General features: G+C 49.3%; 17 protein-coding genes. 12 read left to right on the top strand and 5 right to left on the bottom strand.

The window, feature by feature from the left end; translation table 11 throughout:
- The first annotated feature begins 164 nt into the window (after positions 1–164).
- The 5 genes from B5G37_RS10090 (at position 165) to B5G37_RS10110 (ending at position 5497) form a co-directional block, all read left to right on the top strand.
- Positions 165–1415, top strand: a complete 1251-nt coding sequence (locus B5G37_RS10090; RefSeq protein WP_143482918.1) for a hypothetical protein — start codon at positions 165–167, stop codon at positions 1413–1415.
- A gap of 16 nt (positions 1416–1431) precedes the next feature.
- Positions 1432–2295, top strand: coding sequence for an ATP-binding cassette domain-containing protein (locus B5G37_RS10095; protein ID WP_087257079.1), 864 nt, complete (start codon positions 1432–1434; stop codon positions 2293–2295).
- An 8-nt stretch (positions 2296–2303) separates the two neighbouring features.
- Positions 2304–4688, top strand: a complete 2385-nt coding sequence (locus B5G37_RS10100; RefSeq protein ID WP_087257081.1) for a hypothetical protein — start codon at positions 2304–2306, stop codon at positions 4686–4688.
- A 174-nt stretch (positions 4689–4862) separates the two neighbouring features.
- The gene (locus B5G37_RS10105; RefSeq protein WP_087257083.1) at positions 4863–5159 is read left to right on the top strand and encodes a type II toxin-antitoxin system RelB/DinJ family antitoxin; all 297 of its coding nucleotides are present in this window, start codon (positions 4863–4865) and stop codon (positions 5157–5159) included.
- Between the two features lie 2 nt (positions 5160–5161).
- Positions 5162–5497, top strand: coding sequence for a type II toxin-antitoxin system RelE/ParE family toxin (locus B5G37_RS10110; protein ID WP_087257085.1), 336 nt, complete (start codon positions 5162–5164; stop codon positions 5495–5497).
- Positions 5498–6025: 528 nt separating this feature from the next.
- Here the strand turns inward: B5G37_RS10110 and B5G37_RS10115 are convergent.
- The 5 genes from B5G37_RS10115 to B5G37_RS10140 form a co-directional block, all read right to left on the bottom strand.
- Positions 6026–6277 carry a hypothetical protein gene (locus B5G37_RS10115; RefSeq protein ID WP_087257087.1) on the bottom strand — a complete coding sequence of 84 codons (252 nt, stop codon included), beginning with the start codon at positions 6275–6277 and terminating at the stop codon, positions 6026–6028.
- A 453-nt stretch (positions 6278–6730) separates the two neighbouring features.
- Positions 6731–7369 carry a hypothetical protein gene (locus B5G37_RS10125; protein WP_087257091.1) on the bottom strand — a complete coding sequence of 213 codons (639 nt, stop codon included), beginning with the start codon at positions 7367–7369 and terminating at the stop codon, positions 6731–6733.
- A 149-nt stretch (positions 7370–7518) separates the two neighbouring features.
- Entirely contained in the window at positions 7519–8478 is a 960-nt protein-coding gene (locus B5G37_RS10130; RefSeq protein WP_087257092.1) for a hypothetical protein, read from the bottom strand.
- 36 nt (positions 8479–8514) lie between these two features.
- Positions 8515–9093 carry a hypothetical protein gene (locus tag B5G37_RS10135; RefSeq protein ID WP_087257094.1) on the bottom strand — a complete coding sequence of 193 codons (579 nt, stop codon included), beginning with the start codon at positions 9091–9093 and terminating at the stop codon, positions 8515–8517.
- Between the two features lie 104 nt (positions 9094–9197).
- Positions 9198–10082 (bottom strand): WYL domain-containing protein, encoded by an 885-nt coding sequence (locus tag B5G37_RS10140; RefSeq protein ID WP_158099398.1) that lies wholly within the window; start codon positions 10080–10082, stop codon positions 9198–9200.
- 335 nt (positions 10083–10417) lie between these two features.
- Between B5G37_RS10140 and B5G37_RS10145 the strand changes: the two genes are divergently transcribed.
- From B5G37_RS10145 to B5G37_RS10175, 7 genes are all read left to right on the top strand, one after another.
- On the top strand, positions 10418–11170 hold the full coding sequence (locus B5G37_RS10145; RefSeq protein WP_087257099.1) for a hypothetical protein: 753 nt from the start codon (positions 10418–10420) through the stop codon (positions 11168–11170).
- Positions 11167–12015 carry a hypothetical protein gene (locus tag B5G37_RS10150; protein WP_087257101.1) on the top strand — a complete coding sequence of 283 codons (849 nt, stop codon included), beginning with the start codon at positions 11167–11169 and terminating at the stop codon, positions 12013–12015. The genes B5G37_RS10145 and B5G37_RS10150 overlap by 4 nt, the downstream gene beginning before the upstream one ends.
- Positions 12002–12829, top strand: coding sequence for a hypothetical protein (locus tag B5G37_RS10155; RefSeq protein WP_087257103.1), 828 nt, complete (start codon positions 12002–12004; stop codon positions 12827–12829). The genes B5G37_RS10150 and B5G37_RS10155 overlap by 14 nt, the downstream gene beginning before the upstream one ends.
- Before the next feature lie 3 nt (positions 12830–12832).
- Positions 12833–13474: an ATP-binding cassette domain-containing protein gene (locus B5G37_RS10160; protein WP_087257105.1), complete on the top strand. Its 642-nt coding sequence runs from the start codon at positions 12833–12835 to the stop codon at positions 13472–13474.
- A 161-nt stretch (positions 13475–13635) separates the two neighbouring features.
- Positions 13636–14070, top strand: coding sequence for a hypothetical protein (locus B5G37_RS10165; RefSeq protein WP_143482919.1), 435 nt, complete (start codon positions 13636–13638; stop codon positions 14068–14070).
- Between the two features lie 586 nt (positions 14071–14656).
- The gene (locus tag B5G37_RS10170; protein ID WP_087257108.1) at positions 14657–15586 is read left to right on the top strand and encodes a helix-turn-helix transcriptional regulator; all 930 of its coding nucleotides are present in this window, start codon (positions 14657–14659) and stop codon (positions 15584–15586) included.
- A gap of 158 nt (positions 15587–15744) precedes the next feature.
- Complete coding sequence (locus B5G37_RS10175) at positions 15745–17361, top strand: ABC transporter ATP-binding protein (RefSeq protein ID WP_158099399.1); 1617 nt, start codon at positions 15745–15747, stop codon at positions 17359–17361.
- Positions 17362–17404: the final 43 nt, after the last annotated feature.

Consider the following 17404-nt stretch of genomic DNA (forward strand, 5'->3'; position numbering starts at 1 on the left):
CACCTGCTCCCAGTACCCCCCCTGCTGCATCCGATGCTCCGGAAGATGGAGGAGCCTTGGTGGACTACGAGGCAGTAGGCCCAGAATTTTCAGATGAAGTCAATGTAGCCACCGAAGATGGCACGGACGCCGAAATGATAAAAATTTCTGGGAGGGATTAAGCCATGAACATCAAACATTTTGGAGGGCGAATGCTAGCCCTTGTATGTATCGCTTCTTTGATGGGCTGCTCTGCCCACACCATTTCTCAACCTTCCTCCACTGGGCATTCCGGATTTCAAAAGGAGACCAGCATCTCCAATGAAATGCGCTTGAATGCTGCCTGCCAGGTAGACGGAGGATATTATCTGCAAAGCGATGGATTGGTGTATTTTATGGACGCTACATCGGGGCGGATGACCCCTGTATGTGGGAAACCAGAGTGCCACCACTCCGACGACACCTGCAACGCCTGGGTCAATTCTCCCTTCTTGAGTTGGTACGATGGAAAGCTCTATTACGCCACCAGCAGCCTCAACACCGACAATCTGCTCACCCTATACTCCATGAACCAGGACGGAACCCAGCACGAAAAAGTGCAAACCATTCAGCTCCAAGGGGCGGATTGGTCTACCTCTTATCAGCCCATGCTGGTAGGAGGATGGATTTACTTTATGGATTCCAACTCCATGCTCTATCGGGCCAAACTGGGAGCAGATGTCTCCCAGGCCGACCTGCTGTTTCAAGAAAACTCCTCGGATATCTTGGAATCCACCTGGAAGTTTTGGGCGGATGGGGATGATGTGTATGCCATGAACCATGTACTGACTTCCAGTGGGGAATATGAGGACATCCTCTATCGCCTGGGCGAGAAGGAAACAGACACAAAAGAGATCTGGCGCTCTTCGGACATCGGCATTCTTGGTGTGGACGAATCGGTTTCCTCCTGGTACATCACAGGTGGTCACCTTTACTACTATTTTTCTGGCAGCGATGTCTGGGACATGGACTTACAAACCAATGTTTCCGCCAAGCTGGTGGATCTGCCGGATACACTACAAAGTGGAACCGCTATTTTCAATGATACCAATATTTTTATTTTGGATGATCAGCCTGACCCCACCTTCGGCCCCCAAAGTCCATTCCGGTATGGAGGCAAGACCATTCGGGTCTACACCTACCAGGGGGAGCTGTCCAAAGAACTGGACTTACAGCCCATCTACCAGCAATACCCCGATGTCGTTCATTGTGCCCTCATGTTTGCCGACACAGAGTACGCCTATGTATTGGCCTATCGTGGGATGGACAACAGCATTTCTACCCACTTCTACCGTGTAGACTGGGAAACAGGTGACTGGACGGAACTGGACACATGGCCTGGTGCCGCCAATGTCTATGAATCCACTACATCAGAACCTCCGATGCAAATCGGCTGAAGATAGGAGGAACTCCATGCAACTGCAACTACAAAACGTGACCAAGAAATACGGAACCCACACTGCATTAGATGGTTTCTCCTTCACCTTTGAGCCGGGAATCTACGGAATTTTAGGGGCCAATGGCGCTGGAAAAAGCACTCTGATGAACTTGCTCACCGATAACCTTTCCCGGACGAGTGGTGCCATTTTGTACAACAGCACAGACATTCTGGAGCTGGGCAAACGCTTTCGACAAGTGTTGGGATATATGCCCCAACAGCAGGGCCTTTACGAACAGATGACAGCTCAGGCCTTCCTGGCCTATATGGCGGAGCTGAAAGGGATTCCCAAGAAACTGGCCAAAGAGCAGATGGACACCCTCCTGACCGTCACAAATTTATCTCAGGTGCGACACCGGAAGCTGTGTGGATTTTCCGGCGGGATGAAACAACGGGTGTTGCTGGCCCAGGCACTCTTAGGGAATCCGGAGGTGCTGATTTTGGATGAACCAACGGCAGGCTTGGACCCCAAGGAGCGCATCCGAATCCGCAACTTCATCTCCTCCCTCTCCCGCAATCGCATCATCTTACTGGCCACCCATATTGTCAGTGATATTGAGTACATCTCCGATCAAATCCTGATGATGAAAAAGGGCCATGTCATTGGCAGCGGTACCCCTGCGCATTTGCTAGAGAGCGTTTCGAACAAGGTAAAAGAACTTCCTTGTCCTCCGGATTGTCTGGAACAAATGGAGCAAGCGTATGCCGTTGGTAATGTTTTTCAGCGCAACGGCGAGACATGGATTCGGGTAGTTGGCGACCACCTACCTGAGAAAGGGCATGAAGTACCCGAGCATTTGACCTTGGAAGATGTGTATTTATACTATCTGGGGGCGTGAGATAAACCATGAGAGAATGGAAACGAATCTTTACCCAGCGTCGCCTCTGTCTTGGTCTTTTGCTGATACTCTTTCTCAATGGTGTTTGGTTTATCCGAGAGCAGGCCTCCCGGCACTACGGTCTTGACCTGTCTCTCCCCTCCACTTCAGTCTCCTCAGAGTATGTCAGCCAAACCAACACGGTTTCCCAGGCAGAAGTGGATGCTTATGCCGCCTATACCCGCTATTTGCAGCGACTGGAGCAGGCAAAGGGCGAGCCAGTTTCTCAACGGATTGACACCTTGGAGCAGGAGCTGGGACAGCTGGAAGATGCCCTGACTGTAAACCCGTCCATGAATCTGTATGACCTCACTCTGGACTACATTGCCGTTCACAATGTGCTGTTACAGGCAAGGTATCTCCAGGACTATCCCACCTTTCTGGAGGACATTCAAACCAGCAAGGACAATCTCTTATCCTTCTCCATCTTTCATGATACAGACTGCTTCTCTGGGCGCAATATTCTCAAGACCGCCTCGGATTTTGAAGCACTCAATGATGTGACCTTAACGATGGAGGCCAATGGCGCCGTGGAGGCTTTCATACATGCTCCCCTAACCGATTACCTGATGGTGGTACTATCCTTTCTCTTGGTGGTATCCTTTTTGGAAGAGAGGAAACAGGGTCTATGGAGTTTGATCCATGCCACCCCCCAGGGGCGATTGCTCCTTACCCTGTGCAGAGCCCTGGCTCTCTTGGGTGGCTGTGTCCTTTGTGTCCTTTTGCTGTATGGTGAGACGTGGATGCTTAGCATGTATGTCTATGGAGGAGCCGGCAACTTAGGTCGAGCGGTTCAATCCATCGAAGTCCTGGGAAAACTACCGACGCTGTTTACCGTGGGTCAATTTCTGTTGCACTACGTCCTGCTACGGATTGCAACCATGTATCTGGTGAGTTTGCTCCTCTGGCTGCTTCTGAGTTGGATGCCCCACGGGAAATTTGCTTTTTTGGTGGCAGCCGGGATTATGTGCTTGGAGTATGCCCTATATACGTTTTTGCCGGTGCAAAGTCCCCTCAACCCGTTGAAGTATTGGAACCTATTCACCTACATCAGCTTATCCGACCTCTACACGGAGTATCTGAACATCAATGTATTTGGGTATCCATGGGGAATCCGAATGATATCTGAGCTCGCACTTCTCCCCCTATGCGTGCTCTTTTTGGTTGCCTGTATCATGACGCAGTGTTTGCAAAAGCCCTACCACCAAAGGGACTGGGTAGCCCCCATTGCCGCAAAATACAACCGCCTCACAGACAAGGTTTTCTGTGGCCGCGGTCTGTGGGGAATGGAATGGTTCAAGACACTTTGGATACAAAAGGGGGTCGTTGTCATTCTTTCCCTCCTATATGTCACCAGCCAACTTTCTTTTTCTTCCAGCATTCCAGTGTCCAGCGCCGTGGATAGCACGGTGAGACAGTATACCGCAGCGTTGGAGGGTGAGATTACCCCGGACACCTTCGCCCAAATAGGCCAAATGGAAGAGGAACTACAGAGTACCATAAACACCTACGCAGAGGCAAAGATCGCCTACCAAAACGGGGAGATGGAACGCTCTCAGCTGAACGTCTATGCCCACGAAGCGGAAGTAGCACAGATGAAGCAAGAGGCCATTTCCATCGTCCGGCAACGTGTGGAGAACTTGGCAGACAACGCAAATCAGCTGGGCATTACTCCGTGGCTGGTGGAATCCACCCCCTATGAACGCATATACGGCGAGGCCGCCAGCAAAAACCAACAGAACGCCTCCACCCTGGCTTTGTTGGCCTTGGTGTTCCTCCTGGCGGGGAATCTCCCCTACGAGCGTCAGGCTGGGATGATGCCACTCCTAATTGCCTCCCCACGGGGCAGAAACTCCCTGCTGAGAAGAAAAGTTGCAGTGGCTGGTCTCTGGGCAACCGTCGTTTGGACTGTGGTATATGGGTGGGAACTTCACACTTTGCTGTCATCCATCCCCATGGATACCCTATCTGCTCCCATACAAAGTCTCCCTTTCCTGGAGCGCCTGACCATCCCTTGTACCATCCAAACCTTTTTATTTGCGTGGTATTTGGTACGTCTTATGCTCCTATTGGGTGGTGCAATATTGATCCTGGCTCTATCCATCCCAGCAGGTCAGAGAACCGTAGTATCCTACGCTGTTGTTCTAGCAGTCTTGGTTTTGCCCTCCCTCCTGTATTTTTATATGGGGATTCATGCACTGAAGTATGTGTCTTTTGCCCTGCCCCTGCAACTGCTTGATTTGGTGCAGGTCAAGCATCCGCTGGGGCTGCTGGGCATTCTTTGTGGGGGTTATATCATCCTTCTTGGCCTATCCATGTATCGTCTACGCCGAGCATTGAAAATCTGCCGATAACATAGGGGGAAGCCGGGATGTCCGGCTTCCCCCTATGCATTTCTTCAGTTCCCGTCCTTATGCCGCTTGAAGCCCTAAGTTGTTCATACGAACTCATTTTCTCTAAATGCACAAAATGTATTGTAATCAGCCATACAAAAGAGTATACTGGTTTTAGAAAGGCGGTGTACAACTATGGCAATCAAAACAGCAAACGTAACAGCACGGGTACAACCAGAAATCAAGCAGCAAGCGGAGGCTATCCTGGATCAGCTGGGCATTCCCGTATCCGTCTTGATTGATACCCTTTATCGCCAAATCATTATGACCAACAGCATTCCATATTCTTTTAGTGTCCCCTCCCTTCCAACACGGGATTCGATGTCTGCAGCACAGTTTGACCAGATGATGGAGAAAGCGCTGAATCAGGCCAAAGCAGAACAGGGAATGGACTTGGATGCTGCATTTGCCCGTATCAGTGAGCGTATCTGAAGATGGAATATAGAATCAAACTGACCAACTATGCCGTAGCACAAATACAGGAAATCACCAGCTATATCACCCAAGTTCTTCAAGCTCCAGATACAGCACGTCGCTGGCTTGCAAAACTAAAGAAAGATATTTCCTTACTAAATACCATGCCCAGCCGTTATCCTCTGACACCCGAAGAACCGTGGCGCTCAGAGGGGGTACATAAAATGCTGGTGTCGAACTTCCTGGTGTATTACTGGATCGATGAAGTGCAGAAAGTAGTATGGGTCACCGCTGTTGTCTATGGGCGGCGAGATCAAATTCAGGTGCTTCGAGATATACCAAAGGATAAGATCTGATAAGGCGAGTGCTTCTTTTGTTTACAGTCCCTCAATCTCTGCGCCGTGTAGGATGCAAAAATCACTTGCCTACCCCTTGTCCCAGAGTTACAATACAGACATACAATAACACGAAAGACGCTCCCCTTCCCTGTCGGCGCAAAGCGTCGGCAAAGGCTTGGGAGCGTTTCTGACCACAGAACATACCACACACACCCTCGGAACACACGGAAATCACGAGTTCAAAGAGTGCCCAAGAGAAAGTGGATGGGAGCGGAAAGGGTTAGAAAGTCTTCAAGATTGTCAGGAAAATTTTGACATGACCCTTCGGGTCCAAGAGGCCGCAGGTTCAAATCCTGTCACTCGGACCAAAAATCCGCTGCTTTCTCTCGAAAACAGCGGATTTTCTTTTGATTTGTGCTTAGATTTTGGACTGAATTTTTCCCTTTCCAGGTTGACCACATAAATACCACAGACAGGATTAGTTTTCGCCCACAGAAAGGGTGCTTCTTTTTATAAAGAATACCCTTCTTTTCTGTGGCGAAATTCTTACTGCTCCACCTCCACTTCCTCACGTTTGGCAATCTCTGAATAGTTGTCCATATACGCATAGCGGCGCATGAAGATGACACGTTCTTTGATGGTCAACGTATCCAAAAAAGCCTCAATGATACGAGCTAATTTTCTGACTTCCATTTCGTCTTCAACAGTCTTCTGATCCGGAATACAAGACTCCAATTCCTGCAGCGCACATTCGGAACGACAAAATAGCAACTCAACAATTTTCTCATCATCTGTCATGATATCACCACCTTTCTCTTCTCACCCACATACTACGATTTTATCAGCAAAGACTAAAGGAGTCAGGAGATTTTTCGATCGCAACTTATATAAGAAGGAAATAAGACTGCCTTGGATGAGTTTGTGGCGTAGTTGAAGCAGCCTAATGCAAAATCAAAACCACCCGCTCAAACGGGTGGTTTTGACTCAACTTTCGCACATAGAAATAGAGTATACACCTTCCGATATTTTTAGCGTAAACCAAAACATTTCATGCTTGGTGCTCGCTTCAGATTCAGAAACATCCTCTACCACCGGCGACTCTTCCCAGTCCCACGAAATTAGTTCACCCTTTATAAATTCAAACAATTCGTTCACCTGAGTTTCCATATTTCCAGCGTCTGCACAGGCTCTCTTTGAAAATGATACCGTAATGGTTTCTCATCCGCTCTCCTCCCCGCCCTCTCTTTTACCTTATACCAGATTCCACTGCTGCCCATCTGGCATTACCAGGAGGCTCCCAGGCATCCGCTCCAGAAGTTTCCCTGTCGCATAGTCCCGTACCAAAGTCTCCTCACGGTAGTCCGGGTCCTCATGCCATACCGTGGTATACATCTTGTCTCCATCCAGAATCTCAAAGCTTTCCCGATCTTCCAGTACGAATTCCCGTTGCTCTGGCCAGAGGATTTGGAACTTGTTGTCGTTTGGCGTCCGGGTCAACATCAAAGGCGGCGTGTGGAGCAACAGATTGTAGCAATCCTCCGCTACAGAAAGTGGTAGAACCGCAATGGGCGTTGCTTGTCCTTTCTGGTCATCAAAACCCATGATGCGAATTTCGTTCCTCGGAAAATCAACCAGTAGTAATACCACCTGTCCGTTATGGTACACCGGCCTGCCCAAGTACTGTCCTGGCTCTGGATGTACGGGTTCATACACTGTTCCCTCTGGGTAGCGGACCAGAATCAGCCGGTTCTGCTGAATGGGGTTTCCATAACGGAAAAGCTCCTCCGCCTCGTACAAGTCCCCATGAGTGTAGTCCATGCCCCAATACCATGTTTCGCTTCCCGGTAGCGCATCCAGATAGGTAATCCCATTGGTGATGATTTGTTTCATGCGGTTCCCTCCTCGGCTGTGGATGTACCGAGATTATATCATATAGGACTGTAATCCGGCATTAATATCATCTTAAGTTTTCATTGAGAAACAGATGTGCGGGCGTCGAAGCTCATGGTCTCGACACCCGCACGTTACTTTTATCCTCATCAGTTCTGTAAAACTCCTCTAGGATGTCCAAACACAGATTCCCCAACAGGCTCCTTCCTTGCTATGTCGACCATCCGCTCCCCGCGGCTCAAAATCCAAGTCGATGCATGGGTGAAAAATTCTTCGCACTGCTTTGGGACTTTCGGTTCGACCAGACCAGAAAAATGACCCTTCCATAGCTCCATTGGTGGGCCATACACATACCCCGGTTCCAAATGCACAAAATCCTGAAGATAATTTTTCTCTACAAACACCTGCCAAGACTCGAAGGTATTCAACCATTCTTGGCATGCTTCTATGATTTGTTTCTTTTTCAACAGCCAGTCTAGCATATAATTGCCGCCACTCCAGTTTTTACCCTTCTCCATATAATAGTTGTAAATGCACGCCAGGGCCAAATCCCAGTAGTCTTTGGATGCATTCATACCTCGAGATTGAAACGCTGGCGGTACTGGAAGGAAGTTTCCCAGGGTATAACACGCTTCTAAAAAAGATATGACAGGAGCATCAGAGTCCTCCACTTTGGGAAATCTTCCATCCAGATAACAGTCCATAATCTTTCGATTGGACCATACGCCTTTCACGCAGATCTCCTGCGTAGAGAGCCACTTACTGAGGGTAGCAAAGGCAGAATTCATGGTGTCGCTGGAAAAACCACCCCCTGCCTTTACACAGTATTTCAAATGCTTTTCGTCCCACAGTCTGGTACAAATCGCCTGGAGTAATTCACAACCATCCGCCTCACAAACAGGTTTCAACACAGCCTTTAATCCCTGCAATCCATATTTCTCCACACAAGCTGTTTCACACAGATTTTTGACCTTGTCCTCCTCTGCGATTCCTACTGCCTTGTAGGTGTGGTAGCGCTGGATGACATCATCTGTTTGAAACTCCATGATTTCCTTCCGAAAATCATATCGTTCTGGATGTCCCAACATCAAAAAATATTCCAACTCCATAGATGCCCCTCCCAAAGCTCGCAATAACACCGCCTATCATCCCGCCAAACTCTGGCCCCATATGTCTCCGAAATCCACTTGAAACACCAAGGTCAACGCTCGTAACAGCTCATCCTGAAAAACCTCGTCCTCGCTGTACGCCTGCCCCTCATCCTTCAGCCGTTCCCGTGCTGCTTCAAAATACGCCTTTCGCTGCTCCACCCATTTCTGGTCTGGATAGCAAGATAACCGAAGATTTGACAATCCCATGCGGATTCTTTCGTATTGCTCCGGACTCTTTTCCATCAACTCGAACGCACAGTCGAAGTAGTTTAACGCCGGGTCAATCTCTTTCCACCGACGTACCACCCCAGGACATTCATAACTCCGGAGGAAATACTCCACCTCCAATAAGATCCGCACAATTTTGCGGGTATGTACCGGTGTCCAAGAAAGCCACGCGGCCGCAATGCGCCAAATCTCTGCCATTCTTCGTTTGACATAGGCTAATCCATCCGACTCTGGTACTTCAGCAGGTGCTCGGTTGTAGCACTCGGTTTCCGCATACTGCTCCAAAAGCCCATGCAGTTCTTCATAAATGATTCCTACCGCCATTCGGTTGATTCGTTCGTTCATGGCCATATCCCCTCTCTGTTTTCCGTGTTCCTTGCAAAGGACAAGGTCCCCAGTACACTCTATCTAAGATATACCACATCACCGAACGATAATAATCCGCATCTCTAAACCTTTCTCTGAAAATACGCTTGATATTCCGCCATCAAAGCGTTCTCCACCTGTTCCACCACATCTTTCGGCTCCAACACACGCACCCGGTCTATATACTGGCAGACAAACTGTGCCATGGCTACCGGTAGGCATTTCACCCACACCTCCACGACATCCTCGGTCTCTGTGCCTTCCACAGCCCACCAACAGCTCCCGAAATGATCCTCCATAAAGGTCATGCTAGCCTCTGGCTTTCCAGGGATTTTCTTGACCCGCAATTTGATATGTTTGGGTCGTTCTTTCTGATCCTCGTAGAACATGTACAGATGGGACGCCTGGTAATCCTCCTCCTCCACCTGACGAATGCGGAAGTCTCGTTGCGGATCTTCCTCTCGGGTTCGCTCTGTCACCCGGATGTTGCTCATCAGGTCAATGCGGAAATGAGCGGCATCCAATCGGCCCGGAAAGAATCCCACCAGATAAGGATGTCTGTACGCCCAGAGGATGTGAATCGGATATACTTCCATGGTCTTCCCCATAGGATGCAGCTGATGGTCTGTGCCATAGCCATTGAGTTGAACTACAAGACCATACTCTTTACGCCCCTGATTCTTGTTTTTGTGTATGACCTGTTCAATGGCCTGGATGTTTTTCTGAATATGCTCCGGCAAATCGGTCTGATAGTAGTAGTCAAAGGAATACGCTTTCCCCTTCTCCGATTCCTTGCATCGCACTTGATCCGGCCCCGGGTAATATTCCATCAGGTCATCTAAAATGGCCTTGACAGAATCTCGGCTGGTTGCAATGTCATATTCACAGTTCAGCCGCTTTACAATTTGGGTAATCGAGATCCGTCTTCCCAAACTGGTGCTGGTTTTTAGGATTTCTAAGACCGCCATGGTGGTGCGTCTCGTCCCTGTCCTACTCCGCTTTTGTTCTGACATTATCTTTTCCCCCGAAATCGCCATTGTAATTTTATCTATTATAGCACGTCAATGCCCGAGATCACACCACAGAGTTACAATACAGACAGCCAGAAACACGAAAAATGCTTCCCTTCCTGTGGCGCAGGGTTTGAACGCCAATCCCTCTCCCCCTCCCCCTTGTGAGCCGCTTTCTCTCAAAACATTTACATGTTTGCTATATCTTTATTTACAACTTGTTGCTTGCCAATGTCACCGTTTTTGCTATCCTTTTCATGAAAGCTCTACGATTTCAGAGAAGGAGGATGACAATGAAAATTAAGACTTGGATTTCGTTTCTATCTACGGCAGCCTGCACACTGTTTTTATTGGCTGGTTGTACGTTCCCCTGGCTTTCCGACAACTCCCCTGAAGAAGTTGAATTGGAAGCTGTGGGCATACGTGAACTACCCTTGACATTCCAAAAAACCGACGGAATGAAATCCGGATCTCTGTCCTGCACCATCCAGCAGATCGAAACGGCGAATAATGTAAGCGACTTGACGGAAGAAGGCTTTGAAGACTGGCCCACATTTGAGACCGTGGACAGCAACGGTCAACGTACCATCTTGAGGTACCCGGAGTATATCGATGACAGCGGGGACCTCATCCCAGGCCTGTCCCTGGTGTTGGTGGATGTATCCATCACCAGCCAAGGTGCGCAATCCTATACACGCCATGACCTGAATGAATACGGTGATTCTCTGGGAGAGTTTGATGATCCCTGTGTCTTTCGGGCAGATGCCCTTTTGTATCTCTCGGATATCCAGGAGAACGCTTATGAAGATGGGTCGATTGTTTACAATGGCGGCGAATTTGGCTATTTCAGCGGCAGGAACCAGCGGCCAGAACATCGAAATGCATTTCGTCTGGAGGATGGAGAAACGTTAGATCTAACTCTTGGCTTTTGGGTATACGATATACAACAGGGTGGATACGTCCATCTGGACAACCTATATCTATACTGCACGGAACAGATGCTAACCAAGGTGGATCTGGATCGTACAGGAGGCGAACATCCATGAAAACGGGGCTCAAAGCCGAGTTGTGGAAGGCTCTTCATAACCCAATGTTCTATGCCGCACTCATTCTGGGTTGTTTGATCAGTTCGATCAATGTAGTAGAAAACCTAATCACCGCAGAGCAGATCAAGTCCATTATTTTCGCAGAAGATCATACCGGCTCGCAGTCTCCGTGGGGATTTTCCCTGTTCTTACTTTGGATGCCAGTGAATGGCGCCAGCTATGGAAGATATCTCTTCTATTTGGTCTGGCCTGTTTTGGCTGCTATGCCTTTCGGATGGTCCTATCTCCAAGAACGTCGGGGCGGGCTTTTTAACCAACTAGTCTCCCGCATGGGCCGGAAATCCTACTATGTGACCAAATACATCGCCGTGTTTATCAGCGGTGGCCTGGTGGTAGCTGTTCCGGTGCTGTTGAATCTACTGGTCAATGCCACATTCTGTCCCTATGTATTGCCAAATATCCTCAATATGCTTCGGATCTCCGACGGCTACTTTCTATCCGAACTGTATTTTACCGTTCCGTGGGCCTATGCCCTTATCTGGTGCGGCGTTGATTTTCTGTTGGGCGGCGCAGCAGCAGGATTGTGTTTTGTGGCTGGAACCCGGCTGCGCCTTCAGGTCATGACCATACTTACCCCCTTTGCTCTGCTTCTGGTGGTGGACGCGGTATGTACCGCCCTACGCAGCCGATTTGGATGGAACGTGGAACTTTCCCCCCTCCAATTAGCTACAGCGGTCCCAAACTATTTCAATCCCGAGTGGGTAGTTGGATCTGCATGTTTGATTCTTGCTTTTGTGGGCTTTGGGATTGGATACTGGCAGGTGGTACATCATGAATTGGCTTAAATTATTGCAACATGATCTGAGATATGGTCTCATACGTTGGCGTTATCTACTTATCTTTCTCCTGTTTGTTCTTCCCTGCATCACTTGTTACAGCGACGTCCAACTGGCCAATGTCCCAGGCACCTGGATGGATTACATGCTGTACTGCTTCAAAGGGTCTGTGCCTATAACTTCATCCCCTGAAATATCTCTGGCTTTACCTATCTTTTGGATCATGGCCGTGGCTGGGAGCCTGCTGCTGAATCTGGACTATTTTCTCTCTGACCTCACCCAGGCAGGACAACAAATCATCATCCGCAGCAAAACTCGGCGAGGATGGTATCTGTCCAAATGCGCCTGGAATCTGTGTAGCTGCATTGTGTATATGGTGTTGGTCTGTGCCTCCGTGCTGTTGTTCACCCTTCTGTCTGGAGGCGATGTGTCTTTACAAAGCACCCCAGGTGTTATGGAAATTCATTTTTCAGAGCTGACCGTTGAGCCAACCTTATTGAGCGGTCTCCCTGGTCTCATCGTGGTTGTGTTCATGCCTCTGGTCACCCTCATGGCTTTGAATATGCTCCAAATGGCCGTATGCCTGCTGGTGCGCCCCATCATTGGTTTTCTTATCTCCATAGCGATCCTGGTGCTGTGCGTCTACTGCAACGTTCCCTTTGTGCTGGGCAACGGAGCTATGGCGATTCGAAGCGCACTGCTTGTCCCGGATGGTATCTCCCCAGGTTTCGCGGCACTCACTGCCGTGGCGATTCTTTTGGCCAGTGCAATTCTGGGATCCTGGAGATTTCAACATACCGACATCCTTGGACTGGAGGAATAAGGCATGAAATTAAATCTTGAACATGTAAACAAGACCATCAAAAAAGCCCTCGTGTTAGATGATGTCACAATGACTTTGGAGGGTGGCCACATATACGGCCTCAAAGGCCCCAACGGCTCGGGTAAGACCATGCTGATGCGAGTGATGGCCGGACTTATCCGCCCCACCTCCGGCCGTGTATGTGTGGATGGACGTCAACTGGGCAGAGACATGGATTTTCCTCCGTCCGTAGGCCTTCTCCTGGAGAATCCCTCCTTCCTACCCAACCACACAGGGCTCAAAAACCTGGAGCTATTGGCTGGAATTCAACACCGTGTGACCAGCGTAAACATACGTCAAACGCTTCAGGATGTGGGCTTGAACCCAGATGATCCAAGAACATTTCGAAAATACTCTCTGGGTATGAAACAACGCCTGGGCATCGCGGCGGCAATCATGGAGCAGCCCGACCTGATTTTGGTGGACGAGCCCACCAATGCCCTGGACGACAACGGCATCCAACAGATTTGCACTCTATTACGTCGGGAACGCGATCGAGGGGCACTCCTGATCCTGTCCTGTCATGATGCATCCATTTTGGAGGATCTATCCGATGAAATATTTCACATCTACGACGGCAAAGTGGAGCGGAGGACGATCTCATGAGCAAAAGGCGCCAATGTGTTCTAATTACAGTGGCAGTTCTACTCATAGCTGGTGTGTGGACCTGGCGATATGTGTCCCTGAACAGCTTCTATCATAACCTTAACCAAAAAGTGCGATACACCTATTCTGCGGGAGAAATCGCCCCCTTGGAGGCAAATGCTATGGATGAGGGTTACAGCATTCGAGTGGACGGATTCGCCATCCTGGACGTTCCGCAAATATGTTCGACCTTCTCTCTTTCGGAAACCGACGTAACCACGACCGCAGATAAAATCGCAGTGGCATACGCCACCCTATTTAACGCCAATAGTCAATTACCAGGTGTGAATCTGATTGATTTCAACCTGCACGGAATCGACAACTATGCCACGGTAGATTGGGAATTGGTTCCGTTGATGAACCCTGTGCTAAAAGATACTGGAAACTACGGCATCAGCCTGTCTCCTGGAACTGAGTATTCTGTGGTCATTCCGTTCGAACTGTTCCAGCAGTATTTTGGAGCAGACACTTGGAAGGAGTTGGATTCGTATCAATTTTATCTGTGCCGTTCCACGCCAGATGGAGAAATTGATATTCGCTGTCAACCTTCTGTCTAACGAAAACACACTTCAAAACCTAGCGAGAGGATCCTTCTCTTGTCTTCTGTGGCACAGTTTTTTCTGCTCCACCTCCACTTTCTCACCACAGCTGATCGTAGTACACCGGATCATAGCTGTCGATACCATCTCCTACCATTCGTTGAAATGGATGTCACGCTTCCTAATGTAACCTCCAGGTACCGTGGGTGTGGGTTCATCCACCACAATACCGTCTGAATGTTCAGCTCCCCTGTCCCTTGCTGATGGAAGTAGCTCGCAACAAAGGAACGAGCCACAAAGGCTATAAGCCGCCATAACTACCCACTTTACCCACCAACGTTTTGGGGCTTGGTAATTTGCAGCCTCCTCATAATATCGGTCACTCACTTCATTCATGGCCTCAAAAAATACGTTGGTACTCACATCTGTTCCCCTCTCACCCATATACTACGATTTTATCAGCAAGCGCTAAATGAGCTGGGAAATTTTTGTCACAATATCTTTAATACCTCAGAAAGACTGCAGTTTTGCCTTTTCAGCCGATCATGTGCTATACTATAGTTGGAGTATTGGGTCAACTACCCGGAAATGAGAGGTCTCATCCATGCGGAAAAATTCATTGGGGGATACCCTGCGCGAATTGCGCAAGCAAAAAGGGCTTTCACAGGAGGATCTAGCCGAGGGAATCTGCTCCCCGGTGTCCATCTCACGCATTGAGAATGGAAACCAAATCCCCTCTCAGCCAGTATTGGAAGCGTTGCTGGAAAAACTGGGTACCGGACTTTATCAAATTTGCAACGTATACTACCGCAGTGAGCAGCAGGAGGATTTTGAGGAAAGAGCCCAAGTGATCGTCAATCTGGGGGAAGAGGAAAACATGGATCAGGCCTGGCAAGAGCTGAACCGTCTGCAACAAGACTGCCCTGACGATACTCGAAGCCGCCAACTCTGCTGGTTGGTGGAGTCCACGCTGCGGCTGGAATGCCACGACACTGACCCAGAGAACTATCCTCTTGCGTACACCATGGAGCTGGCCCAAAAGGCGCTGGCCCTGACCCGCCCCAACTTCGACTATGAAAACTTCCCCAACTCCATTCTCACTATCTTCGAGGTGGACCTACTCCATATCATGGTGGCCATTTGGGCAGGCATGGACCGCAACATGGATGCTTTGCGCCTGGGAGAACGCCTGTATGCGTCGCTGAAAAAGCACAAAAGCGATGTGGTCAGTTATGAACGGGCCAAGATCAATGTGGTGAGAAACTTGGGAGCCATTTTGGCCAAAATGAAGATGTACCAGGATGCGCTACAATACATCGACGAAGCAGAAGCCTTGAGTTTAAAAAACGACGAGCACAGTCTTTTGGTGATGATTGAATTGACCCGGGCAGAAATTTACTGTCTGACAGACCGCAAAGAGGAGTGCGCCGATATTTTGAAAACGTTGGCCGCCTATACGGCATTGACAAAGCAAACGACATACCTTTCGTCGATTCAACGCCTCGCCCACGATAAACTAGGCCTTGACTTGTGACCGACCACTGCTTAACAAATGATGCGAAAGAGCCATAACAAATCGTGTAAGTTTATTCTATACACGGTTTGTTATGGCTCTTTTCAGGTTTTGAGGTACAATGATCCCAATGGTTGTAAAAAGGACGCGAACCATCTGGAAAACCGGGAGGAATGACCATGAAGAGCTATATTTATCAGAAAAACAAGCTACTCACTGCCATCATGGCAGTGGTGACCTTCCTGCACACAGCAGCACAGGCAATGGTGGCCCTGATGATCAGCCGAATCATCGACACCATCAACGAGAGCATTTCCACCGGCAGCACTGCGCAAATTCCCCACATTGCGATCCTATGTGTCATATTCGCGCTGTTTGTAGGCGGAGTGGTATTTGCCTCCATGTACATCCAGGGCCTTTGGATCAAAAAAATCATGCTGCAACTGAAAAACTCCTTGTTCCACGGGATGCTGCACCAGCCCATGTCCACCCACCAAAACCGCAACAGCGCCGAGAACCTAACCCTGCTAACCCAGTCTGTGGGAACCTTTGAAGAAAACTATTTGAAAAACAGCATCAAAATTTTCGAGTCAGCCCTGAGCATTGTGATAGCGGTGGTACTGCTGTTCACCATCAACCCTCTAGTAGCTGTAATATCCATCGTGGCCATGTGTATTCCCACCCTGCTGCCCCAACTGTTCGGCCAAAAAATGGCCCGCTGTCAGGAGGAGGTTGTAAAACGGACTACCGATTATACCGGCAAGGTAAAGGATGCCCTGACCGGCTACGAGGTACTGAAAACCTACCATGCCGAGCCACACAACGAGATCATCTGCCGAGACCAGGCCAACGCCATGGAGAGCAGCAAGTTGAAGATGACTGCAACCAACGCCATGGTGTATAGCGTGGCCAATATTTCCTCGGTGATGGTACAGCTATTCCTTATGCTGTTGGCTGGTATGTTCGCAGTGCGCGGTCTGATTTCTTTAGGCAGTATCTTAGCCGTGGTAAATTTGACTAGCATGGTGGTGTCCCCCGCCTTCGAGATTTCAGGGCAGATCACACAACTGAAGTCTACCCAACCCATTGTGAACCAAATGCTGACCCTGCTAAACACCCCTGATGCCCCTGCCCCCAGAACTGAGGTCAAACATAACCTGGTACTGGATAATGTAACATTTTCTTATTTAGACACCCCCGTGCTCACCCACACCAGCACTCAGTTCGCGCAAGGTAAAAAGTATGCCATCGTCGGCAAAAGCGGCAGCGGGAAAAGCACCCTGTTAAAGCTATTGGCCGGCTACTATAACAACTTTGACGGCAACATTCTCGTGGACGGCCAAGTTGGCGTGCAGTGCGACTGCGCCGTCATTCACCAAAATGTGTTTTTGTTTGACGACACCATCCGTAACAATATCACCCTGCACGGCGATTACTCTGACATCCAAGTGCAGGCCGCTGTCCACGCAGCAGGCCTGGACGAGGTAGTGGGCAACTTGCCGGAGGGGCTGGAGACAAGCGTTGCGGAGAACGGGGCCCGCTTCTCTGGCGGCGAACGGCAGCGCATCGCCATAGCCCGGGCTCTGCTGCATAAAAAGTCTCTGCTTCTGGTGGACGAAGCCACATCCTCCTTGGACGCTGAGAACGCGGCAAAGATTGAGGATAGCATCCTGAGCCTGCGGGGAATCACCTGCATTGCCGTGACTCACAAAACTGATCCCCAAAGCTTGGCTCGATATGATCATGTCTTGCGCATGGAAAATGGCAAGCTCTACCCAGAGCCAAAGATTTCCTGAAAGAGCCATGATCGGCGCTTCTTGGATTGGAGACGCAAAAAGG

Origin of the sequence: Pseudoflavonifractor sp. An85 (assembly GCF_002161235.1) — a bacterium.
Taxonomy (GTDB): Bacteria; Bacillota; Clostridia; order Oscillospirales; family Oscillospiraceae; genus Enterenecus.